At 56.9% G+C, this 25,881-nt stretch carries 25 protein-coding genes and 1 pseudogene; 10 read left to right on the top strand and 16 right to left on the bottom strand.

Annotated elements, in window-relative coordinates:
• Positions 1-2: 2 nt before the first annotated feature.
• The 6 genes from ASB66_RS04910 to ASB66_RS04885 all read right to left on the bottom strand — a co-directional run bounded on the left by ASB66_RS04910 (position 3) and on the right by ASB66_RS04885 (position 5,408).
• Complete coding sequence (locus ASB66_RS04910; RefSeq protein ID WP_060719443.1) at positions 3-1,082, bottom strand: ABC transporter ATP-binding protein; 1,080 nt, start codon at positions 1,080-1,082, stop codon at positions 3-5.
• A gap of 156 nt (positions 1,083-1,238) precedes the next feature.
• A complete protein-coding gene (locus ASB66_RS04905; RefSeq protein ID WP_060719444.1) occupies positions 1,239-2,777 on the bottom strand; it encodes a glycerol-3-phosphate dehydrogenase in 1,539 nt (512 codons plus the stop codon).
• A gap of 88 nt (positions 2,778-2,865) precedes the next feature.
• Entirely contained in the window at positions 2,866-3,636 is a 771-nt protein-coding gene (locus ASB66_RS04900; RefSeq protein ID WP_060719445.1) for a DeoR/GlpR family DNA-binding transcription regulator, read from the bottom strand.
• An 83-nt stretch (positions 3,637-3,719) separates the two neighbouring features.
• Positions 3,720-4,121, bottom strand: coding sequence for a DUF2177 family protein (locus tag ASB66_RS04895; protein WP_060719446.1), 402 nt, complete (start codon positions 4,119-4,121; stop codon positions 3,720-3,722).
• A gap of 28 nt (positions 4,122-4,149) precedes the next feature.
• The gene (locus tag ASB66_RS04890; protein ID WP_060719447.1) at positions 4,150-4,842 is read right to left on the bottom strand and encodes a ChrR family anti-sigma-E factor; all 693 of its coding nucleotides are present in this window, start codon (positions 4,840-4,842) and stop codon (positions 4,150-4,152) included.
• Positions 4,842-5,408 carry a sigma-70 family RNA polymerase sigma factor gene (locus ASB66_RS04885; protein ID WP_234613425.1) on the bottom strand — a complete coding sequence of 189 codons (567 nt, stop codon included), beginning with the start codon at positions 5,406-5,408 and terminating at the stop codon, positions 4,842-4,844. The genes ASB66_RS04890 and ASB66_RS04885 overlap by 1 nt, the downstream gene beginning before the upstream one ends.
• A gap of 247 nt (positions 5,409-5,655) precedes the next feature.
• Between ASB66_RS04885 and ASB66_RS04880 the strand changes: the two genes are divergently transcribed.
• The 3 genes from ASB66_RS04880 to ASB66_RS04870 are packed head-to-tail and all read left to right on the top strand — an operon-like array spanning position 5,656 to position 9,025.
• Positions 5,656-7,014, top strand: a complete 1,359-nt coding sequence (locus tag ASB66_RS04880) for an NAD(P)/FAD-dependent oxidoreductase (RefSeq protein ID WP_060719448.1) — start codon at positions 5,656-5,658, stop codon at positions 7,012-7,014.
• Complete coding sequence (locus tag ASB66_RS04875; protein ID WP_060719449.1) at positions 7,011-7,814, top strand: DUF1365 domain-containing protein; 804 nt, start codon at positions 7,011-7,013, stop codon at positions 7,812-7,814. Before ASB66_RS04880 ends, ASB66_RS04875 begins: the two co-directional genes overlap by 4 nt.
• The gene (locus ASB66_RS04870) at positions 7,811-9,025 is read left to right on the top strand and encodes an SAM-dependent methyltransferase (RefSeq protein WP_060719450.1); all 1,215 of its coding nucleotides are present in this window, start codon (positions 7,811-7,813) and stop codon (positions 9,023-9,025) included. Before ASB66_RS04875 ends, ASB66_RS04870 begins: the two co-directional genes overlap by 4 nt.
• A gap of 69 nt (positions 9,026-9,094) precedes the next feature.
• Here ASB66_RS04870 and ASB66_RS04865 read toward each other — a convergent pair whose 3' ends face one another.
• The 3 genes from ASB66_RS04865 to ASB66_RS04855 form a co-directional block, all read right to left on the bottom strand.
• Entirely contained in the window at positions 9,095-9,865 is a 771-nt protein-coding gene (locus tag ASB66_RS04865) for an SDR family NAD(P)-dependent oxidoreductase (RefSeq protein WP_060719451.1), read from the bottom strand.
• A complete protein-coding gene (locus tag ASB66_RS04860; protein WP_060719452.1) occupies positions 9,865-10,419 on the bottom strand; it encodes a DUF3833 family protein in 555 nt (184 codons plus the stop codon). Before ASB66_RS04860 ends, ASB66_RS04865 begins: the two co-directional genes overlap by 1 nt.
• Before the next feature lie 67 nt (positions 10,420-10,486).
• On the bottom strand, positions 10,487-11,203 hold the full coding sequence (locus tag ASB66_RS04855; protein ID WP_234613436.1) for an SDR family NAD(P)-dependent oxidoreductase: 717 nt from the start codon (positions 11,201-11,203) through the stop codon (positions 10,487-10,489).
• Positions 11,204-11,315: 112 nt separating this feature from the next.
• Between ASB66_RS04855 and ASB66_RS04850 the strand changes: the two genes are divergently transcribed.
• Positions 11,316-11,717, top strand: coding sequence for a hypothetical protein (locus ASB66_RS04850; RefSeq protein ID WP_060719454.1), 402 nt, complete (start codon positions 11,316-11,318; stop codon positions 11,715-11,717).
• Positions 11,718-11,730: 13 nt separating this feature from the next.
• On the top strand, positions 11,731-12,210 hold the full coding sequence (locus ASB66_RS04845; protein WP_060719455.1) for a hypothetical protein: 480 nt from the start codon (positions 11,731-11,733) through the stop codon (positions 12,208-12,210).
• Here ASB66_RS04845 and iolB read toward each other — a convergent pair.
• The 6 genes from iolB to ASB66_RS04815 form a co-directional block, all read right to left on the bottom strand.
• A complete protein-coding gene (iolB, locus tag ASB66_RS04840; protein WP_060719456.1) occupies positions 12,207-13,025 on the bottom strand; it encodes a 5-deoxy-glucuronate isomerase in 819 nt (272 codons plus the stop codon). The two genes, ASB66_RS04845 and iolB, sit on opposite strands and share 4 nt — an antisense overlap.
• Positions 13,022-13,228, bottom strand: coding sequence for a hypothetical protein (locus tag ASB66_RS04835; RefSeq protein WP_060719457.1), 207 nt, complete (start codon positions 13,226-13,228; stop codon positions 13,022-13,024). The genes iolB and ASB66_RS04835 overlap by 4 nt, the downstream gene beginning before the upstream one ends.
• 106 nt (positions 13,229-13,334) lie before the next feature.
• The gene (gene iolE / locus ASB66_RS04830; protein WP_060719458.1) at positions 13,335-14,237 is read right to left on the bottom strand and encodes a myo-inosose-2 dehydratase; all 903 of its coding nucleotides are present in this window, start codon (positions 14,235-14,237) and stop codon (positions 13,335-13,337) included.
• A gap of 1 nt (position 14,238) precedes the next feature.
• Positions 14,239-16,062 carry a 3D-(3,5/4)-trihydroxycyclohexane-1,2-dione acylhydrolase (decyclizing) gene (gene iolD / locus ASB66_RS04825; RefSeq protein ID WP_060719459.1) on the bottom strand — a complete coding sequence of 608 codons (1,824 nt, stop codon included), beginning with the start codon at positions 16,060-16,062 and terminating at the stop codon, positions 14,239-14,241.
• A gap of 131 nt (positions 16,063-16,193) precedes the next feature.
• Positions 16,194-18,098 carry a bifunctional 5-dehydro-2-deoxygluconokinase/5-dehydro-2-deoxyphosphogluconate aldolase gene (locus tag ASB66_RS04820; RefSeq protein ID WP_060719496.1) on the bottom strand — a complete coding sequence of 635 codons (1,905 nt, stop codon included), beginning with the start codon at positions 18,096-18,098 and terminating at the stop codon, positions 16,194-16,196.
• Positions 18,099-18,225: 127 nt separating this feature from the next.
• Complete coding sequence (locus tag ASB66_RS04815) at positions 18,226-19,074, bottom strand: MurR/RpiR family transcriptional regulator (protein WP_234613438.1); 849 nt, start codon at positions 19,072-19,074, stop codon at positions 18,226-18,228.
• A 229-nt stretch (positions 19,075-19,303) separates the two neighbouring features.
• Here ASB66_RS04815 and iolG point away from each other — a divergent pair, with 229 nt between their 5' ends.
• Entirely contained in the window at positions 19,304-20,293 is a 990-nt protein-coding gene (iolG, locus tag ASB66_RS04810; protein ID WP_060719461.1) for an inositol 2-dehydrogenase, read from the top strand.
• A 307-nt stretch (positions 20,294-20,600) separates the two neighbouring features.
• Entirely contained in the window at positions 20,601-21,605 is a 1,005-nt protein-coding gene (locus ASB66_RS04805; RefSeq protein ID WP_081089147.1) for a hypothetical protein, read from the top strand.
• A gap of 81 nt (positions 21,606-21,686) precedes the next feature.
• Here the strand turns inward: ASB66_RS04805 and ASB66_RS04800 are convergent, their stop codons facing one another.
• Positions 21,687-22,718 carry a LacI family DNA-binding transcriptional regulator gene (locus ASB66_RS04800; RefSeq protein WP_060719463.1) on the bottom strand — a complete coding sequence of 344 codons (1,032 nt, stop codon included), beginning with the start codon at positions 22,716-22,718 and terminating at the stop codon, positions 21,687-21,689.
• Between the two features lie 162 nt (positions 22,719-22,880).
• Between ASB66_RS04800 and ASB66_RS04795 the strand changes: the two genes are divergently transcribed.
• The 3 genes and pseudogenes from ASB66_RS04795 to ASB66_RS04785 form a co-directional block, all read left to right on the top strand.
• Positions 22,881-23,828, top strand: coding sequence for a dihydrodipicolinate synthase family protein (locus tag ASB66_RS04795; RefSeq protein ID WP_012654554.1), 948 nt, complete (start codon positions 22,881-22,883; stop codon positions 23,826-23,828).
• Between the two features lie 318 nt (positions 23,829-24,146).
• Positions 24,147-25,529, top strand: a complete 1,383-nt coding sequence (locus ASB66_RS04790; protein ID WP_060719464.1) for an MFS transporter — start codon at positions 24,147-24,149, stop codon at positions 25,527-25,529.
• Positions 25,510-25,881: pseudogene (locus tag ASB66_RS04785) on the top strand (recombinase family protein); the annotation flags it as partial. The gene ASB66_RS04790 and the pseudogene ASB66_RS04785, both read left to right, overlap by 20 nt.

Here is a 25,881-nt window from a genome sequence, read left to right as displayed (position 1 = left end):
GTCTATTCCCCCTGTCCTTCAAGCTTTCCAGCAAGCGCCCGGCCATTGGCATCGAAGGCCATCAGGTGGCGGGTATCGAGATGAACCTGCACGTCGCGGCCCGGTTCGATATCGTGAATACCATGCTCCAGCATCACCCAGCGCTCCCCGGCATAGTCGAGATGAATGTAGCTTTCCGAGCCGGAAATTTCCGAGATCATCGAGCGGGCCGTGAGAGCACCTGTACCATCGCTCGCCAGCGACAAGTGATGCGGGTGAAAGCCCAGCGTCAACGGCTCCTCCGGCACATGCGAAAGGTGCCTCGGCACTGTCAGAACCGGAATGCCGCCGATCATGAAATGGCCCTCGCGGCGGATGGCCTGAACAGTGTTCAACGGCGGATCGGCAAAGGTTCGGGCAGTTTTCAGGTCTGCCGGGCGGCGATAGACGTCAATGGTCGGGCCGTATTGCGTGACGCGGCCTTCCGACAGCGTTGCGGTGTATCCACCCAGAAGCAGGGCTTCCGACGGCTCGGTCGTCGCATAGACGAAAATCGCCCCCAGTTCGGCAAAGATCTTCGGCAATTCCTCGCGCAATTCCTCACGCAGCTTGTAATCCAGATTGGCCAGCGGCTCATCCAGCAGTACCAGGCTTGCCTGCTTGACGATGGCGCGGGCCAGCGCCGTGCGCTGCTGCTGGCCGCCGGAGAGATTGAGCGGCGTGCGCTCCAGATAGGGCGTCAGCTTCAAAAGCTCGGCGGCTTTTTTCACTTCGCGATCAATGGTGGCCCTATCGACCTTGCGCACCCTGAGCGGCGAGGCGATGTTTTCGTAGACGCTGAGGGCCGGATAATTGATGAACTGCTGGTAGACCATGGCAACCGACCGGTCCTGCACCCGCACACCGGTGACGTCCTTGCCATCAAACAGCAGGGAACCGGATGTCGGCTTGTCCAGCCCGGCCATCAGCCGCATCAAGGATGTCTTGCCCGACAGGGTCGGCCCAAGCAGAACGTTCAGCGACCCGCGTTGCAGGGTCAGGTTGACGGGATGAATGTGAACATCCCCCGCCACCACCTTGGACAGGTTTCGCAATTCCAGCATTGTGCGTCAGGCCTCCTCCGCCCGCCGACAATGACAACGGTCTGCGTCGGAACCGACACATCCATCCGCTATCATTTTTGTATTTGCCGCCTTCGAACCCTTCGACCGATACGGTCCAGGTCCTCATGCAGCTCTCCCTCTTGCGCGCTTGGCCTGTCAGGCCGCCCGCGCCTCCTCGATATAGTCTTCCAGCACCTGTGCCTGTTCGGCACTCAGGAACAGGCCCTGTTTGGTGCGGCGCCAGAGAATATCCTCCGCTGTTGCCGCCCATTCACGGGCAATCAGCCAATCGACTTCAACCTGATACAGGGTTCCCCCGAAATAGCGCCCCAGCCCCTCCAGGCTTTTGGCGCCATTGATGATCGTCGTGGCAAAGGTTCCATAGCACCTTACAAGCCGGCGCGCGCACCGATCCTCCAGGAACGGAAAGGCCTTTTGCAGCCTCTCCACTTCCGTCAGATAGCCGGTTGCTGGAAAATCACCGCCCGGCAAATGGCTGGTCGCCGTCCAAGGCTTGCCCTTAACGCCGATCGCCTCGCCAATTTTTTCCAGTGCATGCTCACCCAGACGCCGATAGGTGGTGAGCTTGCCGCCGAACACGTTGAGCAGCGGCGCTGCCTTTTCCGGCGTTTCCAGTTTCAGCACGTAATCTCGGGTGGCCTCCTGCGCTTTGGAAGCGCCGTCATCATAGAGCGGCCGCACAGCCGAATAGGACCAGACAATGTCCTCGGGCCGGACCGGCTCGGCAAAATATTCGCTGGCGGCATCGCAAAGATAGGAGACCTCGCCTTTCGAAATCTTCACATCCTTCGGATCGCCCTGATAATCCTGATCGGTGGTGCCGATCAGGGTGAAATCCGTTTCATAGGGAATGGCGAAGATGATGCGATTGTCCGGATTTTGGAAGAAATAGGCACGAGGATCATCGAATTTCTTCTTTACCACGATATGGCTGCCCTGCACCAGCCGCACGTTGTGAACATTATTTCTGCCGACCGCATTGGATAGCACGCTATCGACCCATGGCCCGCCCGCATTGACCAGCATCCGCGCCTTGTAGGTGCTGCGCGCGCGGCTGGCGCGGTCTTCGACCTCGATGATCCAGAGATCGCCATCCCGGTGCGCGCCGATAACGCGGTTGCGGCTGAGGATCGTGGCACCACGATCCGCAGCGTCGCGGGCATTCAGCACGACAAAACGGGCATCATCGACCCAGCCATCCGAATATTCAAAGGCGCGAGTAAACAATGGCTTCAGCGGTTTGCCCGCCTTGTCCTTGCGCATGTTTAAGGTCTTGGTGGCGGGCAGCAATTTGCGGCCACCCAGATGATCGTAGAGAAACAGGCCCAGCCGGATCAACCAGGCGGGACGAATACCGCCCTTGTGGAACGGCAGCACGAAACGCATCGGCCAGATGATGTGCGGCGCCATGGCCCAGAGCACTTCGCGCTCCATCAGCGCTTCGCGCACCAGCCGAAATTCATAATGTTCAAGATAGCGCAACCCGCCGTGAATCAGCTTGGTGGCGCCGGAAGATGTGCCAGAGGCGAAATCGTTCATTTCCGCCAGCGCAACACTATAGCCACGCCCGACGGCGTCACGGGCAATGCCGCAGCCGTTAATACCACCACCAATAACAAATATGTCGAAGACAGGATCGCCGGACACGTTTCTCTCCCTTTCGCAATGCAGCATTATAGTGCGTATGCGAAACTGGATATAGCTAAAACGAACTTAAAACGAATGTCAAACGAAAGTTTAGCAATCTCTATTGATCAGGCGGCTATGGGCCCCGGAATGCTTCGATCAACCGCACGTCATGCTCACGGCAAATAGCAGCAAGACCCTCGATATCGCAGACATCAGTGATGAAGGTGTGAACCTGGCTGAGATGGCCAATGCGCACCGGGGCGGCGCGCTCGAATTTGGAGGAATCGGCCACGAGAATCACATGCCGGGCATTGGCGATAATCGCCTGCGCCACCTTCACCTCCCGGTAATCGTAGTCCAGCAAGGCGCCGTCAGGATCGATGGCCGAGGCGCCGATCACCGCATAATCCACCTTGAACTGGCGGATGAAATCCACCGCCGCCTCCCCAACGACCCCGCCATCGGAACCACGCACGACGCCGCCGGCGATTACCACCTCGATGCCTGGAAAGACCCGCAAGCGATTGGCAACATTGATATTATTGGTAATGACCATCAGGTCCTTGTGATCAAGCAATGCCTCGCCCACCGCCTCGGTCGTCGTGCCGATATTGATGAACAGTGATGCATTGCTGGGGATCAATTCGGCAGCAGCCCGGCCAATCGCCTGCTTTTCCGGCGCGGCCATCGAGCGGCGGGCTTCATAGCGAACGTTTTCGGCACCGCTTGGAAAGATTGCTCCTCCATGGACCCGCGTAAGCCGGCGCGTCTCGCAGAGATCGTTGAGATCCTTGCGGATGGTTTGCGGCGTCACCGAAAAGCGCAGCGCAAGGTCATCCACTTGCACCCGGCCCTCCGCCTTGGCGATGTCGAGAATGTCGGATTGCCGGGCAGACAAAAACATGCACCCCTCCCCGTTTTCGTTTTTCTTTCATCATAATCCAAAACGAAAGCGGTGCAATGCGCCTGACGTCTCACGTGAAACGTTTAGACGAACCGGCTGGTAATCAGATAGCCAATCCCGGCTGCGGTGGCCGTCAGCACCGTGCCCCAGGCCATGTCGACCAGACTGAGCGACAGGGACCAAGATTTCAAGGTGGCCAGATTGGTCATGTCATAGGTGCCATAGGCGATCAGCCCCAGAAGCGCGCCGCTGACCACAGCCGTAACCAGGCTGCCGCTTTGCAGGGCGGGACCGACCGCAAAATAAACAATGCCGACGATATAAAATAGATAGAACAGACCCGCAGCGGTAAAATTGGGCTGATCCCGCATCATATCGCCGATGCGGGACTTGTAAAAACCCAGAGCAATCTTGCTGAGCCATAGGAAATCCAAGGTGAAAAACACCGCAGCCGTGGCAAAATAGGCAATCGCATAGCTGCGCATATGATTTTCATTTCCTTTAGAGTGTCGGCTATATACCGAGGATCGGCTGAAACAGCCGGACAAGGCGGCTTTTAAACCGCAGAGGAGCGTCGGTCACGGCTAGGCAAATGCAGTCTTCGCCGTCTTCAGCAATAGGCTGATGTTCCAACTGCTCGTCGGCTTCCTCCAGGTCGCCACGGGCAAACCGCCCCTGTCCATCGTGGAAGCTGCCTTTCAGCACCAGCGTCAACTCGCGCCCGCCGTGGCTATGTTCCGGCACCGGCTTTCCGGCCGGAATGCGCAGCAGTCGCACGCTGGTTTCTCCATCGCGGGTCTTGATCGGAATGTGATAGGCACCCCGCCCGAGCGACTTCCATTTCAAACCATCGATATCCTGCCCCAGATAGGAGCGAAGCGGTTCCGGCAGGATCGCATCGCGCTGCCGGTGGGTGGCGTCCGGCGACGCCTCAACCCTGCTTACGGTGCTTTCTCTGGTCCGCTCGCCGGAGGCCGTCAGCCTTGCTCGCATATCTTGCCAGGAGCGGTCGACGCTACGATCGGCATCAACTGGCTTTTCCGTCTCCAACAACGCCCCGGCAGTGGCCTCCATGGTCGAAAGGCGCTGGCGACAATTAGGACACAAGGCGAGATGGGTGGCAATGGCAATACTCCAGCCTTCGGCAAGACTGCCATTGGCGTAATCGAGCAGCAATTCATCGCTGACATGATGGTGAACAGTCATCAGCGATCCTCCTCTGAGCGGTCTTCAAGCGCGGTACGAAGTTTGGCAAAGGCCATGCGGATTCTCGACTTCACCGTGCCGAGCGGCAGGTTAAATTCCTTGGCAAGCGCACTGTGCGGAATTTCGTGAAAGAACGACCGTTGCAACAGCTCCAACTGCTCCTGCGGCAATTGTCCCATGGCCTTGTGCAGCCTTTCTGCGTCCTGGCGGCTTTCCAGATCCTGATCGGCAGGCATCACATCGTCAGGCACGAAGGCCGGATCGTTTGGATCGAATTCCGGCCGGTTCTGCTTGCGATAGGCCGAAACCCGCAGATTTCTGGCGATGGTAAAAATCCAGGCGGAGACATTGCCCCGCGCCGGATCGAATAATGCGGCCTTGTTCCAGACCACCATCATGGTTTCCTGCATCAATTCCTCTGCCGCCTGCTGGTCACGCGCCTGACGAGCCATATAGGCCTTCACGCGCGGGCCGTAATGGCGGAACAATGTTTCGAATGCTTCCACATTCCGGTCGCGAGCAACTGCCGCGAGCATGGAAGACATATCTTCAGTTTCAGCCTTCATAATCATCCCGTTTGCGCCAGAAGGCACGGATCTCCCACCCAACCGGCTGCGCCTGAAAAGGCGCGGGGCCGTCACTGTCCTATTGTGGCATTCCAGAGCCGCTTGGGAAATGATTATTGTCATGGCGCTTTCTACGCCTTCTTGCGAAAACTGGATCACCGCCCGAAAAAAAATCCACTTCCGGCAATCCAGCCTCCGCTGGCATTCGTAAATGCTGTAAACAAACAACCGGGAGGCGACCGCTCTTATGAAGATCGGATTAGACAGCGAATTGACCACAGGCACAAAGCGCATTGCGGTTGTGGGATCGGGAATCTCCGGTTTGTCCTGCGCATGGCTGTTGTCCAAGGGTTTCGATGTCACGGTGTTCGAGGCTGAAAACCGGTTTGGTGGTCATGCCAATACTGTCAATGTCGCAGGACCAAACGGGCCAGTGGCTGTTGATACCGGGTTTATCGTCTATAACGACCGCAATTACCCAAATCTGGTTGCCCTGTTCGACCATCTTGGCGTGCCAAACCAACCCTCGGACATGTCCTTCGCAGCCTCGCTGGATGCGGGACGGTTCGAATATTCCGGCTGCGGGCTGGCGGGTCTGCTTGGCCAGCGCAGCAATGCGTTTCGTCCCCGCTTCTGGCGCATGGTGGTGGATATCATGCGTTTTTACCGGGAAGCGCCTTTGTTGCTCGAGCGCCAAGACCTGGCAGTGGCAACGCTTGGCGATTATCTCGATCTGGAAGCTTATAGCAGTGCCTTTATCGAGGATCACCTCCTGCCGATGGGTGCTGCCATCTGGTCAACGACGGCTGCCGACATGCGGGCCTATCCGCTGCATGCCTTTGTTCGGTTCTTCATCAATCACGGTCTCGTCACGTTGAAGAACCGGCCGCAATGGCGCACGGTGACGGGCGGCAGCCGTGAATATGTCCTGCGCATCAAGCAGGCGACCAAGGCCGACTTCCGGGCAAACGATCCGGTCAAGGCCATTATCCGCAGTGCACTGGGGGTGAAGATCGTCACGCAAAGCGGCTATCAGGATCGTTTCGACCAGGTTGTTATCGCCACCCATGCGGATGAAGCATTGGCGCTGCTGGACGATGCGCAAGGGCTGGAACGGGCGCTGCTTGGCTGCTTCGATTATACCAAAAATGTTGCCGTTCTGCATTCCGACACCAGACTGATGCCAAAACGCAAACAGGTCTGGGCCAGCTGGAATTATATGGGTGAAAAGCGCAAGGCTGGCGAAGGCCCGCTGTGCGTAACCTATTGGATGAACCGGTTACAGGGCCTCAAAGCCTCGCTTCCGCTGTTCGTAACCCTCAATCCTTCGCGCGACATCGACGAGTCCAAGGTGCATCAGGTCTTCAACTACGCCCATCCGCTTTTCGATGCCAAGGCAATCGCCGCCCAGCGCCAGCTCTGGCAATTGCAGGGTCGCAACAGGACCTGGTTCTGCGGTGCGCATTTCGGCAGCGGCTTCCATGAGGACGGCCTTCAGTCCGGTCTGGCTGTTGCCGAACAACTGTCTGGAATTGCCCGTCCGTGGTCGGTGGAAAACCAATCAGGCCGGATTTTTGTCGAACCGGCCCTGGCGGCTGCGCAATGAGCTGGTCATCGGCAATATTCACCGGTGCGGTTGTGCATCAACGCCATCGGCCTAAAAAACATAGCCTACGATATCAGGTGTTCTGCCTGCTGGTTGATCTCGATGAACTGCCAGCTATAGACAAATCGCTTTGGCTTCTCGGATATAACCGCCGGGCGGTCTTGAGGATTGACGACCGCGATCATGGCCTGGGCATTCCTGGAGGCTTGAAGGCCTGGGTTGCCAACCATGTCGAGCGGGCCGGTCTTAACACCGAGGGCATGAAAGTGACCATGCTCTGCTATCCGCGCATGTTCGGCTATGTTTTCAATCCCTTGACGCTTTATTATTGCTATGAGCCGTCCGGTACCCTGCTTGCCCTGCTTTACGAGGTTGAAAATACGTTTCACGAGCGGCATACCTATGTCATTCCGGCCAGCGTGGAAGAGGATGGCTCGATCCGCCACGCCTGCGCCAAGCAAATGTATGTTTCACCCTTCATGCCGATGGAATGCCTCTACCGGTTCAAAATCGTGCCGCCGGGCGACACTGTAACCGTCACTATCAACGAAGCCGATGAACAGGGGCCATTGCTCTATGCATCGTTTTGCGGAAAGCGCCGCACCCTGGATGATCGGGCCTTGGCAAAGGTTCTGGTGCGTTATCCACTGATGACACTGAAAGTCATGGGCGCCATCCATTGGGAAGCGCTTAAACTCTGGGTGAAAGGCGTGCCATTGCATCGGCATCGCAAGGCGCAGAACCCAATCGCCAGTTCCATCATTCCGCCTGAGGCTGCAAACGCAAGGAGCCCGTCATGACCCATGCCGACCAGCAAACCGCGACACTTTCTCTCACCTCCGCGCCGCTGTGGCAAAGGGTGCTGTGCGGCTGGGCGGGCCGCCTGACCCATGGCCATCTGACGCTGCTGTTTCCTGACGGCAAGGAACATCACGTTACCGGCCGCGAAGCCGGACCCTCCGCCGTCCTGAAGTTGAACAATGCCCGTCCGGTCTGGCGGGTGATGTCGGGGGGAACGCTCGGCTTTTCCAGGTGCTATATGGACGGCGACTGGGATAGTCCCGATATTGCCGGATTTCTGGAACTTGCCATTGTCAACGAGGGCAATTGGCATGGGCTGATGTCCCCCTCCGCGCTGCTGGGCAAGCTCGCCTTGCTGCGCCATAAGCTGAGGCGCAATTCCAAGGCCGGTAGCCGTCGCAACATCGCCTTCCATTACGATCTCGGCAACACCTTCTATCGCCATTGGCTGGATGAGACGATGACCTATTCATCGGCGCTCTACTCGCACGCCCATCAACCGCTTGGCGAGGCGCAGGCCGCCAAATACCAGCGCATCGTCGAGCAATTGGCCCTGGGGCCAGAGGATCATGTGCTGGAAATCGGCTGCGGCTGGGGTGGCTTTGCTGAACATGCCATTCGCGCCAGCGGGTGCCGGGTAACGGGCCTGACCCTCTCCACCGAACAGGCCGCCTATGCGCGTCAGCGAATGCAGGCCGCGGGATATGCCGACCGGTGCGATATAAGGCTGGAAGATTACCGGGATGTGCAGGGCCGGTTCACCAAGATCGTTTCCATCGAAATGTTCGAGGCGGTCGGTGAGGAAAACTGGCCGGTCTATTTCAACCGGGTACGCGATCTGCTGGCAGACGGCGGCAAGGCCGTGGTTCAGGTCATCACCCTGGATGAGGGCCGCTTTGAGCAATATCAGCGCGAAGCGGATTTCATCCAGACCTATATTTTTCCAGGCGGTATGCTTCCGTCCGTCGAGCGATTCGAAATCTCGGCGATGAAGGCCGGACTAAAAACCCGGGACACCTTCCGCTTTGGCCTTGATTATGAGCGCACTCTGCTCACCTGGGACAAGAGCTTTACTGCCCATTGGTCGAAAATTACACCACTGGGGTTTGACGAGCGCTTCTTCCGCATGTGGCGCTATTATCTGCATTACTGCGCCGCCGGCTTTCGAACCGGACGGCTCGATGTGGTGCAGTTCGAACTCGAGAAGTAGACGGTCGATCATCATTCAAAAAAGGGGGCAAAGGCCCCCTTTTTCACGTCATGACACTGTGGACATATTTCAGGTCTTCCGCAGCATTTTGCGCGTCAACGCGAAATACAACGGATAGGGCAAAAGCCTCAACAGCTTGAGCGACAACACCATTTGCCAGGGAAAGGCGATTTCAAACTTTCCGGCCTCCATCCCTTTTTCGATGTGATCGGCAGCCTGTTCAGCCGTCACCAGGAAGGGCATGGGAAAGTCATTCTTGTCGGTCAGCGGGGTTTTGACAAAGCCCGGATTGATGATGCTGATCGCCACGCCCTTTTCGGCAAGAGCCGGACGCAAGGCCTCGGCCAGGGTGATCACCGCTGATTTGGTTGCGCCGTAGATACCACCGCCCGGCAGGCCGCTATAGCCGGAGACCGACCCGACAAGGCCGATCCGGCCTTTGCCGCGGGCTACCATCACGGCGATCACCGCTTCCAGGCAATGGCCGGTGCCAATAAGATTGAGATCGACCATCCGGCGCAACTGCTCGGCCTCGAAACGCTCCGCAGTTTCGCGGATATAGGAGCCTGCGGAAAACACCGCCATATCAATCGGGCCAAGCCTGGATTCGATGTCTTCCACCACCTGTTTCACAGCATTCCCATCGGTGATATCCAGCGGAAAAGCATGGATGCGATCCGGATTTTCAGCCGCCAGCGCCAGCAGATCCTCGGTTCGCCGGGCGCTGACGCCAACGACATAGCCTTGGCGCGCCAGTTTCAGCGCAAGCGCGCGACCGATGCCGGAACTGGCGCCGGTGATCCAGGCGACCCTGGCGCGCGAAGAGGATGACATGACCATCACTGCGCAATCCTTTCGCGCTTTTGCGTCTTTATCTTGGTGGCATGGCCGACCTTATGGAAGGACACGGTGGTCTTGGCGACCGGGAAACCGAATTTCGTGACCCAGGCAGTGTTGAGCACCGTGCCATCCGGCTTCAACACCATCTTGTCGTAGAACCTGACCTTGTTGGACTGGGTCTCGGGCGAGAGATAGACGAGATAGTTGAAACGGGCGGTATCACCGCTCAGTCGCACCAGCGCATTGCCGACCACATCCTCACGGGTTCCGGTGTAAGTCGTCGGCCCGGTCTTGACGAAGCGCCAGGTTTTACGGTCGCGCGTGCCATCCTCGAAGCGGAAATCCTCCCGCAGCGTCAGAACATGACCATCCCATTTTCCGGTGAGATCGACGGTGAATTTGCGGCTGACCCCATTGATGGCGGCGAAGTGTCCCTCGGCCACGGTCTTGCCGACGAAATAGTCCTCGAAGGTAAAATCAGCTGCCGCTGTGGCGCCAACGGAAGAAAATAGCCCGACGCCCAGGCCAAAAAGCGCAGATTTCAGTCCCGACATGATCAAATCTCCGGTTCATTGCTATCGTACCCTAAACTACGCGCCAAACGGGCTGCCGGATTGGTTGCTACCACTCGATCACAGAACCATCATAGGCGAAAAACCCACCAGTCTGGGCGGGCGAAAGACTATCCAGCACCGACAGCAACAGGCCCGCGCTATGATCCGGGGCAAACCGCTCATGACCCACGGCGAAATTGGCAGAAAGCCCGGTATCGACACTGCCGGGATGCAGGCTGACTACCACCGCTTGCGGACGTGTCCGGCCAATCTCGATGGCGGCAGTGTGGACGATCTGGTTGAGTGCTGCCTTGGATGCACGATAGGAAATCCAGCCGCCAAGCCGATTATCACCAATCGAACCGACCCGGGCCGACAGAAAACCCATCAGCGATCGGCTATTTTTCGCCAGAAGCGGCGTGAAATATTTGAGCACCAGCGCTGGACCAATGGCATTCAGAGCAAATTGGGCCGCCATTGCTTCAGAAGTTACGGCTTTGATAGCTTTTTCTGGTCCAACGCCGTTAATGGCCAAAGCGCCCGTTGCACATAGGATCAGATCGAATCTGTGTTGCTGGCCAGCCAGACGCTCCGCACAAGCGGCGATGCTCGCCTCATCCGTCAGATCAAAGCCGTCCTCGCGGCGCGACAGCGTCACCACATCCTGGCAGGCACTATCCTGCCTCAAAACCTCGCAAAGAGCCGAACCAATACCGCCGGATGCGCCGATAACGAGTGCTCTATAGCCCGCCTGAAGCGATGTCATTGATATAAAACGACGCATTTTCCACCTCTTTGCGACATTTATAATGCTGCCAGTCATCCGAATGCTGATGGGCTGCGTAACACCTCTACGATTCTATTCAGAACGATGGATCACAGGAGGAATTGGAATCATGCCGTTTCGACGTTTATTGATCAGTATCGCCCTGCTCGCCTGTGCCGCCGGCACCGTGCAGGCCGCCAATGAAAGCCGCTACACCTCCACCGACATCAAAAGCGACATCATCGGCAAGCGCATTTATCTCGCCACGCCGATGGGCGGGGAGTTTCCGCTGAACTATCGCACAAGTGGGGTCGTTGATGGCTCGGGAGAGGCTCTGGGGCTCGGTCGCTTCGTGAAACCCAATGACACCGGCAAATGGTGGATCAATGGCGACCGCCTCTGCCAACGCTTTACCACCTGGTACAAAGGCACGCCGATGTGTTTCGAACTCTATAAAACCGGCGATAAAAGCCTCAACTGGATCAGAGACAACGGCCAGAAGGGAACAGCCCGGATCGGGCAATCCCTGTGATCTGAGGTGATAAATGGTGGAGCCCTTCGATCAATGGGACATTCAACCGTTTGGAAAATTGAAGCCGATTCCCTATACCGCACGGTTTTCACTGGCGGAATATGAAACGATCAAGAAAGGCTTCATTCCAAATTGCATGGAGGATAAGTGGGTTATTTTCTTCGCCGCTCACTCACTGTTTCTCCATCGGAGCTGGACGGGAGCGGCTGTCTATCGCGTGGATTTTTCTGAAAAATCGAACACGTTTAATGTCAAACATGCTTATGTCGACGCGTCTGTCTGTCAAAGAGACAATAACGCTTATGATGCGGCAATATTGTCCTTTTTAATAGACAATATTCTCCTCTCCAGACATTCACCGTTCCCTATGCTCGAAGCCAACAAGAATTTGCCGTCCGGTGCCTACCAGCATCATATTGCAGGCACCGGATACAGGGAAATATCTTTCAAACCTCCCCGGCCCTGGTGGAGGTTTTGGGAGAAGGACCATTAAGTTTTGGGTGGATTGTCGCGTTTGAAAATCCAGTCGTGATCCGGGTGGTTCTGAAAGCGCCACTTGCGCATCGGCCCGGCCATGACATTGAGATAATACATCTCATAGCCATAGGGAGCGCCACAGGGATGGTGGCCCTTGGGCACCAGAACAACATCTCCATCCGAGACGGCCATGGTTTCGTCGAGCGCGCCGTCTTCGGTAAACACCCGCTGGAAGCCAAAGCCTTGAGCCGGATTGAGGCGGTGATAATAGGTCTCTTCCAGATAGGTCATATCTGGAAAATTATCCTCATCATGCCGATGCGGCGGATAGGATGACCAATTGCCCTGCGGGGTAAACACTTCTGTTACCAGCAGACTATCGGCCACATCGCGCTCTTCCATGGCGATGGGGAAGATATAGCGGGTGTTGGCGCCCTTGCCGCGCTCGGTCAGCGCCACACCTGCCGGGCCAATCACTTGTGCTTCGCGACCGGGCTTTGCGGGGGCGGTGCAGACTGCCAGCGTCACATCCGTGGTGGCGGTGGCGCTCCAGTCACTGCCTGCCGGGATGTATATGCAATGGGGCGGCTTTTTCTCAAACACATTCATGCGGTCGCCAAGCTCGCCGAAGCTTTTGCCAGAGCTGCTAATCTCGGCCTTGCCCTCGACCAGCACCAGAATCACTTCCGTCTCGCCCGTCTGTTCAGCGGCTTTCTCGCCTGCTTTCAGCTTATAAAGGCCAAAGCCGACATAGCCCCAATTGGCGCTTTCCGGGGTGATGTCATGCACTTTGCCAGTGGTGGCTACGGGCTTGCGCAATAGATTGGTCATTTTTCATCTCCCTTTCCCGGTGTTTTGTAAAACACCCAGAACAGTTGCAGACCGGCATAAAACCCAAGTGCCAGCGAAATCATCGACCAGGTTTGAGACCCGTTATAAAGTTCGATCCCCGCCCAGATCAGCGGCACCAGTGTCACCAGAATGCGCACCCAGAGCGGCTTGAAAAACGGGTGATGGGGATCGAGAAATTGCATGGGCTTACCTTGTGTGTTCGGATCAGGGCTGGCCCTTTACCGTTGGAGGCTGTGGTGGGAGGGATATAGCATAGGTTTGCGCCAGTTCGCCCCCACCGATCTCTCCTCAAGCCGCCTTATCCAAACCCGCAGCCTTAGCCATGGCCTTCAACGAAGCAAGGCCCAAGCTCTGGTAATCGTAAGGATTGCGCACATCCGGGTCTTGCTCGGCCTCAATCACCAACCAGCCCTCATAGCCATGTTCACCAGCAATTTTCAGCACCGGTGGGAAATTCACGCCACCTTCGCTATCGCCCGGAACCGTGAACACCCCACGACGCACGCCCTCAAGGAAGGAGAGCTTTTCATCGCGCACCTGCTTGGCAATCACGGGGCGGATGTTCTTGGCATGGATGTGACCAACGCGGCTCATATAATTGGTTGCCACGCGCTCCGGGTTGCCGCCGCCAAACAGGCAATGGCCGGTATCCAGCAACAGCTTGGCGTGTGGGCCGGTGTTGGCCATCAGCTTGTCGATTTCCTCTTCACTCTCGACAATCGTGCCCATGTGGTGGTGATACACCAGAGCAATGCCTTGAGCCGCCGCAAATTCGGCCAAAGCTTCCACGCCTGCGCCAAAGCTGGCCCACTCAGAATCGGCCAGTTTCGGGCGATCATTCACCGGCTTGCTATCATCACCATGAATAGCATTCGATGTTTCGCAGACAATGATCACCTTGCTGCCCATGGCCTTCAGCAGATCGAGGGCAGGCTGCATCGCCGCCTTTTCGTCTTCAACGGAATTGGTCAGCAGGTTCAGCGAATGCCAGCCGGAGACGTAACGAAGGCCGCGTGGCTCCAACACAGCCTTCAGGGCTTCTGGTTCCTGCGGGAATTTGTGGCCCTTTTCAATGCCGTCGAAACCAATTTTCGACGTTTCATCAAGGCATTGGTCGAGGCTGATATGGGCACCCAGCGTGCGGTCATCGTCATTGGACCAGGCAATCGGGTTGGTTCCGTAGAGAATCATCTTAATGTCTTTCCTTGAGCGCTGCCTCGTAGCGGGCGCGAGCCTGTTGCACTTCATTGCGGTCTGATACTTCTGGCACCGCCACATCCCACCAATAGCCACCAGCCTCTGGCGTCGGATAAGGATCGGTGTCGATGACAATGACGGTGGGTCTTGTGGCCTCGCGGGCGCTATTGAGCGCGGCTTCCAGCTCGGCAATGGTGGTGACCTTGCGGCTATCTGCCCCCATGGCGCGAGCGTGGGCGGCAAAATCGATCTGCGGCGCGTGGATATGCGAGGTATGGGCGTAGAGATTGTTAAACTCGGCCCCGCCGGTGCCCATTTGCAGACGATTGATGCAGCCGTAACCCCGGTTATCGGTGATCACCACGGTGATTTTCACGCCCAGAGCGCAGGCGGTGACCAGCTCGGAATTCATCATCATATAGGAGCCATCGCCGACCATGACGATCACGTCACGCTCCGGCTCGGCCATCTTGATGCCCATGCCGCCGGCAATCTCATAGCCCATGCAGGAAAAGCCATATTCCATATGGTAGGAGAGCGGCAGTTTGGATTTCCAAAGCTGGTGCAATTCGCCCGGCATGGTGCCAGCGGCGCACATTACCACCGTATTGTCGCGGGAAGTGCGCTGAACGGCACCAATCACCTGCATGTCTGTGGGCAGGCTGTTGCCATCCTTCGGCGGGGCGGTGACGGCATCGGCTTTGGCAAACCAGTCAGCCTTCAAACCCGCTTCCGGTGCCGCAAAACGATGATCACCCAAAGCGGAAGAGATCAATTCCAGACCGATTTTAGCATCCGCCACCAGTGGCAGCGCATCATGCTTGGCACTATCGTAGGGCTGCACATTCAGCGCCAGAATCTTGCGGTTGGGGTTCTTGAACAGCGCCCACGACCCGGTGGTAAAATCCTGAAACCGTGTGCCAACACCGATCACGAGATCCGCACCCTCGCAAATCGTGTTGGCACTGGCCGCACCCGTCACTCCAACGGGTCCGAAATTCAGCGTATCATCCCATGGCAGAGCCGATTTTCCGGCCTGTGTTTCCACCACCGGAATCTGATGCTTTGTCGCAAAATCCAGCAAGGTTTGGGTGGCGCCGGAAAAATGCACGCCGCCGCCTGCGACAATTACCGGATTCTTTGCGGATTTGATGGCGGCAATCGCGCTTTCCAGCTCAAACGCATCTGGCTGCGGACGGCGGATGTGCCAGATTTTTGGAGCAAAGAAGCTCTCAGGATAATCGTAGGCTTCTGCCTGTGTATCCTGACAAAAGGCCAGCGTCACCGGGCCGCAATCGGCGGGATCGGTCATGGTGCGAAAGGCGCGGGGAAGGGCGGTCAACAAATGTTCAGGCCGGGAAATGCGGTCGAAATAACGGCTGACGGGGCGGAAGCAATCATTGGCCGACATCACGCCATCATTGAAATCTTCCACCTGCTGCAACACCGGATCAGGTCCGCGATTGGCAAACACGTCACCGGGCAGAAGCAAAACCGGCAGGCGGTTAACATGCGCCAAAGCCGCAGCCGTGACCATATTGAGCGCACCGGGGCCAATGGAGGAGGTGACAGCCATGGCGCGGCGGCGGCCAAGCTGTTTGGCATAGGCAATGGCGGCATGGGCCATGGATTGCTCATTCTGCCCGCGCCATGTGGTGATGCTGTCCTTGGCACCCTGCAAGGCCTCGCCCAGACCCGCCACATTACCGTGGCCAAAAATGGCCCAGACGCCTGCAATAAACGGCACGCCTTCCGGCGTCATCTGATTGGCAAGGTAGCGCACCAGAGCCTGAGCGGCTGTCAAACGCACCGTTTTCATGTGTCTCTCTCCCTGAAATCCTAGTGCACTGACGCATTCACTTCGTTCATGCTATAGTGCATTAGCCTTTTGTTTATGCATCGATTTTTCCAAACTCGGCTGTCGCCTCCGTTTGGATCGATGCAGGAGGATCAGGCGCTTGCGCGCGCCTTATCCCAGACCTGACACAGCGATGCGTATTTACCCACCATGTCAGCAATCGCATCGTCATCCGACAGTGTGCCAGCCAACCACTTGCGGGCCGCATCGCCAAAAATCGTGCGGCCAACGGCAAAGCCCTTGACCAGATCAAAGCTGGCTGCCGTCTTAAAGCTCTCCTCCAGCTCTGCGGCGGGCGCATCCAGACCCAGCACCACAACGCCCCGCGTATAGGGATCGTTGCGGGAAATGGCATCAACGGCCTTGGCCCAGGCACCTGAGGTTTTCATAGGCTCCAGCTTCCACCAATCGGGGTAGACGCCAATGTCGTAGAAGCGCTGGATAATTGTGGCCGCCGTGTCATCATCGGTGGAGCCAACCTTGGACGGAATAATCTCCAACAGCATTTCAAGCCGGTTACGGCGTGCAGCCGTGAAAAGCCGTTTTACCGTATTTTCTTGTTGTTCCTTCAAGGAGGCATCATCATCGGGATGATAAAAGCACAAAACCTTGACCACATTTTCCACGGGCCATTCGGTGAGGCCACCGAAATCCTCACCCAGTTCCGGCTCCAAGGTCAGCGGGCGAGAGCCGGGCCATTCCACGGGGCGGCCAATCCAAAGACCAGACCCGGAGGCTTGATACAGCGCATCACGACCCAAACGGCTATCACACAAAATGCCATAGCCGGGTTGACCATTGGCCACCTGCTGCGCCGCTTTCAGGCAAAGCTGCTTGAAAGCACCGATCCGCTCATGGGAAACGCCCGCCTCATCACACATGGCTTCCAGCTGCATACGGTGATCGAAGGCAAACACCCGCATTTGCGGCCATTCTCCATCGCGGTTAGTAGACCAATGCACCTGCTCCAGCGCCGCATCCTTGCGCAGTGCCTTGTTGCGAATGCCGGTTTTGAAGAAATAATCCAGCTCTTCAAGGCTGGGATAGGCAGGCGTGCAGCCGTGGCGCGACACAGCAAAGGCACCGCAGGCATTGGCATATTTCAAGGCCGTGGGCCAATCCTCGCCCGTCAGCCAGCCCTTGAGAAGGCCCGACATAAAACCATCACCAGCGCCCAGCACGTTGAAAACCTCGATGGGGAAGCCTTCCCCGGTCTGGCCATCGTCAAGGCTATCAGGGATTGCACCATCAAACACCACAGCGCCCAACGCGCCGCGCTTGCACACCAATGTTGCCGCAGACACGTTGCGCACAGCCCGCAGCGCTTCCACCGTGTTGGTAGAGCCGCCCGCAATGTGGAATTCTTCTTCCGTGCCGACAATCAGATCAAACCAATGCAGGGTCGATTGGAGTTTGGCGGTAACTGCCTGTGATTCGATAAAGCGGCTTTCACCATCGCCATGACCCGCCAAGCCCCAGAGGTTGGGGCGGTAATCAATATCCAGCGCCATCTTTGCACCATTCTCGCGCGCCAATCGCAGTGCCTTCAGCACCGCAGCTTCGGTATTGGGATGCGACAAATGCGTACCCGTGACGCAAACACACCCGGATTCGGCCACAAAAGCCGGATCAATATCATCCTCGCACAGCGCCATATCGGCGCAGTTTTCTCTGTAGAAAATCAAGGGAAACTGATGCTCATCGCGAATGCCGAGCAAAACCAGCGCTGTCAGTCGTTTGGGGTCTGTCTTGACGCCGCGTACATCCACGCCTTCGCGCACCAGCTGTTCGCGGATAAAGCGGCCCATATGCTCATCGCCCACGCGGGTGATGAGAGCCGACTTCAAACCCAGCCGGGCAGTGCCAGCCGCAATGTTGGTGGGGGAACCGCCGATATATTTGTTGAAGGAGGCCATGTCCTCTAAGCGGCCACCCACTTGCGCGCCGTAAAGATCAACGGACGAACGGCCGATGGTGATCAGGTCAAGTTTTGGCACGCTTTCCTCCTTGGACGCGACAGGGCTTGCTTTGCCTGCCGTCAATGACCTCACTCCCGGAAGGTCATTCTATTATCGCTTAAAAATGGACTATATATTCTATTTTTAAACCCATCAACACAAATGTTCAGTCCTGTTGCCGGGCCGTTCCCACCGCAACCGAGAGCGCAATGGCCAGACAGAGCGTGGCAGAGAGTGAGCGGAATGCGCCAAAATCGACCTCGGCAACCGACAGAGTTATCGCCCCCAGTTTGCGTAAGGGATTGACCACCGTATCGGTAATCGCCACCACGGAAATACCACGCGCTGAGACCTGCTCGACCAGATCCAGTGTCTCGGTCGAATAGGGCGCAAAGGTAATGGCCAGCACCACATCGCCATCGCGGATGGCGTGCTGGCTCTCCAGCTTGCCAACCCCACTGTGCAACATGGCCGGAACTGCCATTTTTTCAAAGGCATAGGCAATATAGCTTGCCACCGGAAAAGAGCGGCGTAAGCCGACAATATGGATCATGCCAGCCGTGCTGAGGCATTCCACGGCCTGTTCCAGCAGGTGCGGATCGACCGTTTGCAGCAACCCTTCCAGCGATACACGCCCCGCCTCGACAAATTCCGCCAAAAGCGCCGATGGGCTGCCGGATGCGGTTTCCCGCAAATGGTGCAGGCGGGTGGAATAATCCGGCCAGCCGCCGACGAAGGAATCCCGAAACAGCTTTTGCATCTCGGAAAAACCAGAAAAACCAAAGATTTGACAAAATCGCATAAAGGCAGAGGGCTGCACGCCCGCCCCTTCCGCCATTTCGGCCACAGTCGAGACGGCGATTCGGTCCTTATTGGCGGCCACATAGTCCGCGCATTGCTTCAGCCGCTTGGGCAAGGTGTCAGACACCTGCACCAGCCGCTCTTCAAACGCCTTGACGCTGTCTGGGGCCTTGATGCTGTCGGTATTGATGTCCTGCGGCATTGTGTCTGACATGGCGGATATAGGGCCTTAATTGTTGGCGCGGGGGTGAAACCTGTCTCGGTGGCATCACAGCCCGCCTTGACATAAACACGATCCCAATCTAGCAAAATAGAACGTATATTCCAAACGAGGAGTGACACAAGAGCTGACGAATTGTCATCGCTCGTGTCGTTTGGTTCGAGATTTTAACGTGTCGTGTGCTTTGCGCCCCATCGGGTGCAGGCCAGGGAGGAGAAGAACGATGGTAAAGAAACTGGCCCTTCTGGGCGCAGGCCGTATCGGCAAAGTACATGCCAAGGCCATTGGCGAGGATAAGCGCGCCCAATTGGCCGCTGTGGCGGATGCTTTCCCCGAGGCTGCCAAGGCGATTGCCGATGCCTACGGTGCCGAGGTCAAGACCATTGAAGAGATTGAGGCTGATGCCTCGATTGATGCCGTATTGATCTGCACCCCCACCAACACCCATTCAGACCTGATCGAACGGTTCACCGCCGCCGGCAAGGCGGTGTTCTGCGAAAAGCCGATTGATCTGGATGTGAAGCGGGCAGAAGCCTGCGCCGAAGTGGTGCGCGCCAACGGCGGCAAGGTGATGCTCGGCTTTAACCGCCGTTTCGATCCGCATTTTCAGGCGGTTCGCAAGGCGATTGATGATGGCAAGATCGGCAAGGTCGAAATGGTCACCATCACCAGTCGCGACCCCGGCGCGCCACCGCCAGAATATATCAAGGTCTCCGGCGGTATTTTCCGCGATATGACCATCCATGATTTCGACATTGCCCGCTTCCTGCTGGGCGAAGAAATCACCTCCGTCATGGCATCGGCTGCCGTGCTGGTAGACCCGAAGATTGGTGAGTTGGGCGATTATGACAGCGCCAGCTTGGTGCTGACCACGGCGTCTGGCCGTCAGGCGATTATCTCCAACTCCCGCCGCGCCACTTATGGCTATGACCAGCGCATTGAAGTGCATGGTTCGGAAGGCTCGGTGGCGGCAGAAAACCAGCGCCCGGTCTCGATTGAGATCGCCACCAAGGACGGCTACACCCGCCCGCCGCTGCATGATTTCTTCATGACCCGCTACACGGCGGCTTATGCGGCGGAAATCTCGGCGTTTCTCGATTTCATCGAGAGCGGCAAGGCACCATCGCCATCCATCGAAGACGGGTTGATCGCGCTGAAACTGGCGGATGCGGCAGTCAAGGCTGCGAAAGAAAAGATCGTTGTGACGCTATAATCGAGATTTTACCCCAGAGTTTGCGATGGCGCCCCCATGCAAACTCTGGGGCCAATAGCATCGGATCAAAGGTTGAGAACCGGGTTTTGAAAAAATCCGGTTATTTGCAACAATCTCGTTATACGCGGCCTATGCAAGGCATGTTGCCAATCATCAATGCCTGAACATTCTTGACTGCGTCATTCCTTAAATCTGACCCGATTTGAGGAGAGAATTATGCAGCAAATTTAAAGTGCTACCGCATCCTGCCAGTGGGTTTCATCCTGGGTAAGATTTGCAAAGCAACGGATGTTTCAGGAAGATGTGCATGACATTCACTCCCAATTTTTTCAAATTCATCAGGCTTCTCTCCCTCTTCGCTTTATCATCGGCCTCTTCCCTGGCTATGGCCGCAGAAGGACCATCACGCCTTCCAGACTGGCTGAAAGACCACGTGGGGGAAGGAACCGGCCAGATCGCCCCTGTGGTCTTGGATCGGGCGCGGGCACTTTATCTGGAGAGAGTGGCGGAAGGAAAAGTCAGGAACGCATGTTATTTCGCGATGGATGCCACACGGCCAAACGACCGTACTGACGGTGCCTCCGGAGGCCGCTTCTATGTCATCTGTGAAGCAGAGCGATCCTTTCGGGTCATCTCAGCGGGACACGGCGGCGGGCGCAATCTCGGAGGCGCCGCCAATTTTTCAAACGGGCGGGAATGCGCCAAGAACTTTGGTAACGCTCTGGATTCAAACCTGACGGCGGGCGGCGCTTACATGACGAGCGAGATCAAGACGTCCTTCAAAGGCTACTACCGCACCTCCGCCAACCAGGAATCTTTCCTGACGCGTTCTTTCGTCCAGTTCGATGGCACCGGTGAGACCGCCAATGCCCGCCAGCGGGCTATTGGCGGGCATGCGGCGGCATTGGTCTCCGGGATTTGCATGCTGAAAAAGCCTGAGAGCACCTATGCCAATCGAGACGGCTATGTCCCGCGCGGTAATCTCGTCACTTACCCCGCTGGTCGCAGTGACGGCTGCACAAGTTGGTCGCCTGACGACGCGCCTCAAGTCCTGTCGCTGGTCAAGGATAACCCCACCACCCTCTACATCTATCCTGAGTCGCGAGACATCAACGCAGTGTCCCGGGACTTGGCGGCAGGCCGATCCTCTTCAGCGAATAAGACCTATTGGAATAATGCCTGCCTGAAGGAAATTGGCGCCCCGACATTCTGGCCCAAGGAAAAGCTCGAGCCGATTATCGCTCAATACAAGATGGATCACCCCGCACCTCCACCCCGTCCCATTCCGATCTGCGACGTGCCGTCTCACTGATACGAAGAGTCATTTTCAATGAATCTTCGTATCATTCCCTCCATCGGTTGAAAGAGAAAATTATGCAACGGATATAACGTGCTACAGCGCCGGCTTCGACGTCGATTTGCGCGGGATAAGCGTTGGGGCCGAGATCCGTATCCTGTCTTCAGCCGCAACAGCCTCGCTCAACAGGAGATCCAAAGCATGCGATGCGATCTGGTCGAAGGGAACCCGAACCGTTGTCAGCGGAGTGGGGAGATGATTGACAATCGGAATATCATTATACCCGACCACTGAAACCTCTTTGGGTACGGAAATTCCAAGGCGCGAAAGGCCCGAGAGCGCACCGATAGCCGTATTGTCGTTGACGGCAAAGATTGCTGTCGGCCGATTGTCCAGCCGCATGAGATATTCAGCGGCTTCCGCGCCGGCGTCGATCCCGAAGGTCGATGGAACGATTGCCTCTGGAGAGACCGGAAGTCCTGCTTCTTGCATTGCTTGCCTGTAACCCTCCACCCTCCCGACCGCGCTGGAAGCATAGGATGGCCCTGCAATCACCCCAATATGACGATGCCCCAGGTCTATCAGGTGGCGTGTTGCCAAGTATCCCCCCAACCTGTCATCGCCAACGGAACAGAGGCTTGCCCCAGCCGTGCGCAGAGCGAAGACATGGGGTACTCCCCGAGCGATGAGGTCATCAGGAAAATCATCATCCAGCCGCGCTGTCGACAGGATGAGCCCATCCACTCCGCGATTCAAAAGTGATTCGGCAGCAAGCCTGTCGGCCCTTGGCTTGTCATCGGTGGTCGCGACAATTGCAAAGCGGCCGCTTCTGCTACAGGCCTTGGCCAGAGACTCGTAAAGCATGGCCATGACCGTATCGGTCAAGCGGGGCACGATGATGCCGACCGTCATCGTGCTGCCACGCCTCAAGCTCGCCGCCGATATATCCCGCACATACCCCATCTCTTCTGCAATCTTGCGGACGCGGCGAGCCGTATCGTTATCGGAACGGGGAAGACGCTCATCGAGAATGCGCGATACCGTCGATTTTGAGACACCGGCAGCCGACGCGACATCGAGAATTGTCACACGTCCCAGACGCCCGGCATCTTCGGTCCTTACGTTCATTCCACATTCTCCGCTGAAGCCCTGCGCAATTGCAGTTTCAACCATGCATTAAAAAAAATATTGACTCCAGTAAAATCAGAACCGATAGTGGGAACGTTCCCATTAACGATCCTATCGCCGGTCGCTAAAGCGGGCGGCGGCTATCTGAGGAGGAGATACCCGATGCAACCAATGGATATGAGAGGGCTCAGCCCGGCACCAGTCACCGCCTTCACCCGCGATGGTGAGGTGGATTATGCTGCCAATACCCGCATCGCCAAGTGGCTTGCAGGAATGGACGGCGTAAAAAGCCTTGTCATTCTTGGTCATGCCGGCGAAGGCACTTTCCTGACGGAAGAAGAGCGATTGAAGCTCATCCGCACCTATGTAGAGGCCGTCGACGGTCGGATTCCGATCATTGCTGGTATCACCGGTGAAGGCACCCGGGTCGCCGCTGAAGAAGCCAAGAAGTGCAAGGCAGCCGGGGCAACTGGCGCACTGGTCTATCCTAACCATGGTTGGCTCCGGTTCGGCTTCCAGAAGGGCGCCCCGCAGGATCGCTACAAGGCGATCTGGCAGGAATCCGGTCTGCAATGCATTCTCTTCCAGTATCCGGATGCGACCAAAGCGTCTTATGATCTGGACACCCAGCTCGCAATCGCGACCCAGGATGGCGTCGTTGCCACCAAGAATGGTGTGCGCAACATGAAGCGCTGGTACGTTGAGATCCCCGAACTCAAAAAGGCCAATCCCAACCTTCAAATCCTGAGCTGCCACGACGAATGGTTGCTGCCGACCATGTTCGATGTTGACGGGCTACTCGTCGGCTACGGAAATATCGCCCCTGAACTCCTGATCGACCTGATCAAGGCGGGCAAGGCACAGAACTATCCGGAAGCACGCAAGCTTTTCGAGCAACTTCTTCCGGTTACCCGAGCCGTGTACCATCGGGGTTCTCACATGGAAGGCACCGTGGCTCTCAAGCTCGGTCTCGTCCATCGTGGTGTTCTGGAGCACGCCACGATCCGCGAGCCCCTGAAGAATCTCGGTGAGAAGGCCGAAGCTGAAATCTTTGCGGCCTTCGATGCTGCCGGTATCGGCCGCGTTGAGCAACTGATGGCGGCTGAATAGTCCGCAACTCCCCGCTTCTCGCAAAAAGGTGTGACGATGCTCTCGCATCTTCGCCTTGAGGGCAAAAAAAGAATACGAACGGTCATTTCAATGATCGTTCGTATCAGGCGGGGGCATTCCAAAGGAGAGGACATTGCGGCCGCATCTGGGAGTGATGCACCGCATCCGCACCGACTGCTATGCTTGGTGCGTACCTCACCGTGAAGAGCCACGTCTTCCGGATTCTCGGTCATCCTGTGTCCAAATCCAGAAGTCGAGACGATCAACGCGTAGGTTCGACGCCGGCTGGGAGAATGAGCCAGGCAGAGGGAGGATATCATGAATATTGAACAACGGATCACAGCGGCGTCGCCGCTTGTTGACCCGCAAGCTGAAATCAGTGCGCGCCTTGAAAGGCTGCCGGTCACCAGGGAGGTTTTCTGGGCGCGGAACATTGTCGGCGCTGCAACCTTCTTTGACGGCTACACCGTCATCGCAATCGCCTATGCCATGCCGGTTCTGGTTCGCGAGTGGAACCTGACCCCGGGACAAACCGGCATGATCCTGTCCATGGGCTATCTCGGGCAGTTGATTGGCGCGGTCTGCTTCGGTTGGATGGCTGAGAAGATTGGTCGCTTGAAAGTCCTGCTGTTCACTATTCTGCTTTTTGTCAGCATGGATATTGCGTGCTTGTTTGCCGCAGGCGCCGGCATGATGATGGCATTCCGCTTCGTACAAGGCATTGGAACCGGCGGTGAAGTGCCGGTCGCCAGCGCTTATATCAATGAACTGATCGGCTCTAAAGGGCGCGGCCGGTTCTTTCTATTGTACGAGGTCATGTTTCTGCTTGGGCTGGTGGGCGCAGGCTTGATCGGATACTTCATGGTTCCGCTCTATGGGTGGAAAGCGATGTTCGTCGTCGGCCTGGTTCCTGCGATGCTGATGATCCCGCTACGCTGGTTCCTGCATGAATCGCCTCGCTGGCTGGTCGCCAACGGTCGGTATGAAGAAGCTGACCGTATCGTCACCAAGTTGGAAAACAGTGCCCGAGCCGCTGGCAACGAACTACCGGAACCAAAAATCGTCGCGGCCCCGATCCGTCGCAAATCCGACTGGCGTGAGCTATTTCAGGGCATTTATCTTAAGCGCACTTTATCGATATGGGCCATGTGGTTCTGCGCTTATATGGTGGCCAATGGCACGATCACCTGGCTGCCGACCCTTTATCGCCAAACATTCAATCTGCCGCTTGAAACAAGTATCTTCTACGGCTTTATCACCTCGGTCGGCGGTGTAATCGCTGCCATTATCTGCGCATTTCTCATCGACAAAGTGGGCCGTAAACGCTGGTACACCGGTGCCCTTCTAATCGCACCGATCCCACTGGTCATTCTCGCCTTGCTAGGAGCGACGTCAGCCGTTCAGGTCCTGGTGCTTGCCGGACTTGCCTATGCGATCGTCCAGACTGTCACGTTCTCGCTCTATCTTTATTCCTCGGAAATCTACCCGACACGCTTGCGTGCCATTGGCACGGGCACAGGTAGCGCCTGGTTACGGCTCGGATCATCAGCTGGCCCAATCGCTGTCGGCTGGGTGATGTCCTCAATGGGCATCCAATATGTTTTCGGGGCTTTCGCGGTAATTCTGCTAATTGGCGCTCTCGTAACGGCTCTCTTCGCAGTGGAGACCAAAGACCGCGTTCTTGAGGAACTCTCACCCTGACAATACGACTCTGGATGGCTTGGCGACCACCGCCAAGCCATCTGGCAAATGTTTCGCCTTCCTCGATAGCGCGGAGGAACCGCCTCCCCTGCTCCATCCCAATCTGTCCAAGTATTATCATGAGGAGATCGCGGCTCTCCACGACCAGTTGGACAATGAAGAAACGCGAGCACTGGCCGCAGACAAACTCCGCACGCTGGTCAGCCGCATCGATCTCGTGCCCGATGGGGCGGAACTGGTGAACGTGCTGCGGGGCGATCTTGCGGCGGTCCTGACCTTTGCATCTGGCAAGAGGAAGCCCGAGTTTCTCAACGAGCGGGCAATCCTAGACGATTTGATCGGCCGCGCTAGC

This window comes from Gillisella vitis, assembly GCF_001541345.2.
GTDB classification, from domain to species: Bacteria; Pseudomonadota; Alphaproteobacteria; order Rhizobiales; family Rhizobiaceae; genus Allorhizobium; species Allorhizobium vitis.
The sequence above is the reverse complement of the archived record's forward strand: the minus strand, read 5'-3'. Positions and strand labels throughout refer to the sequence as shown.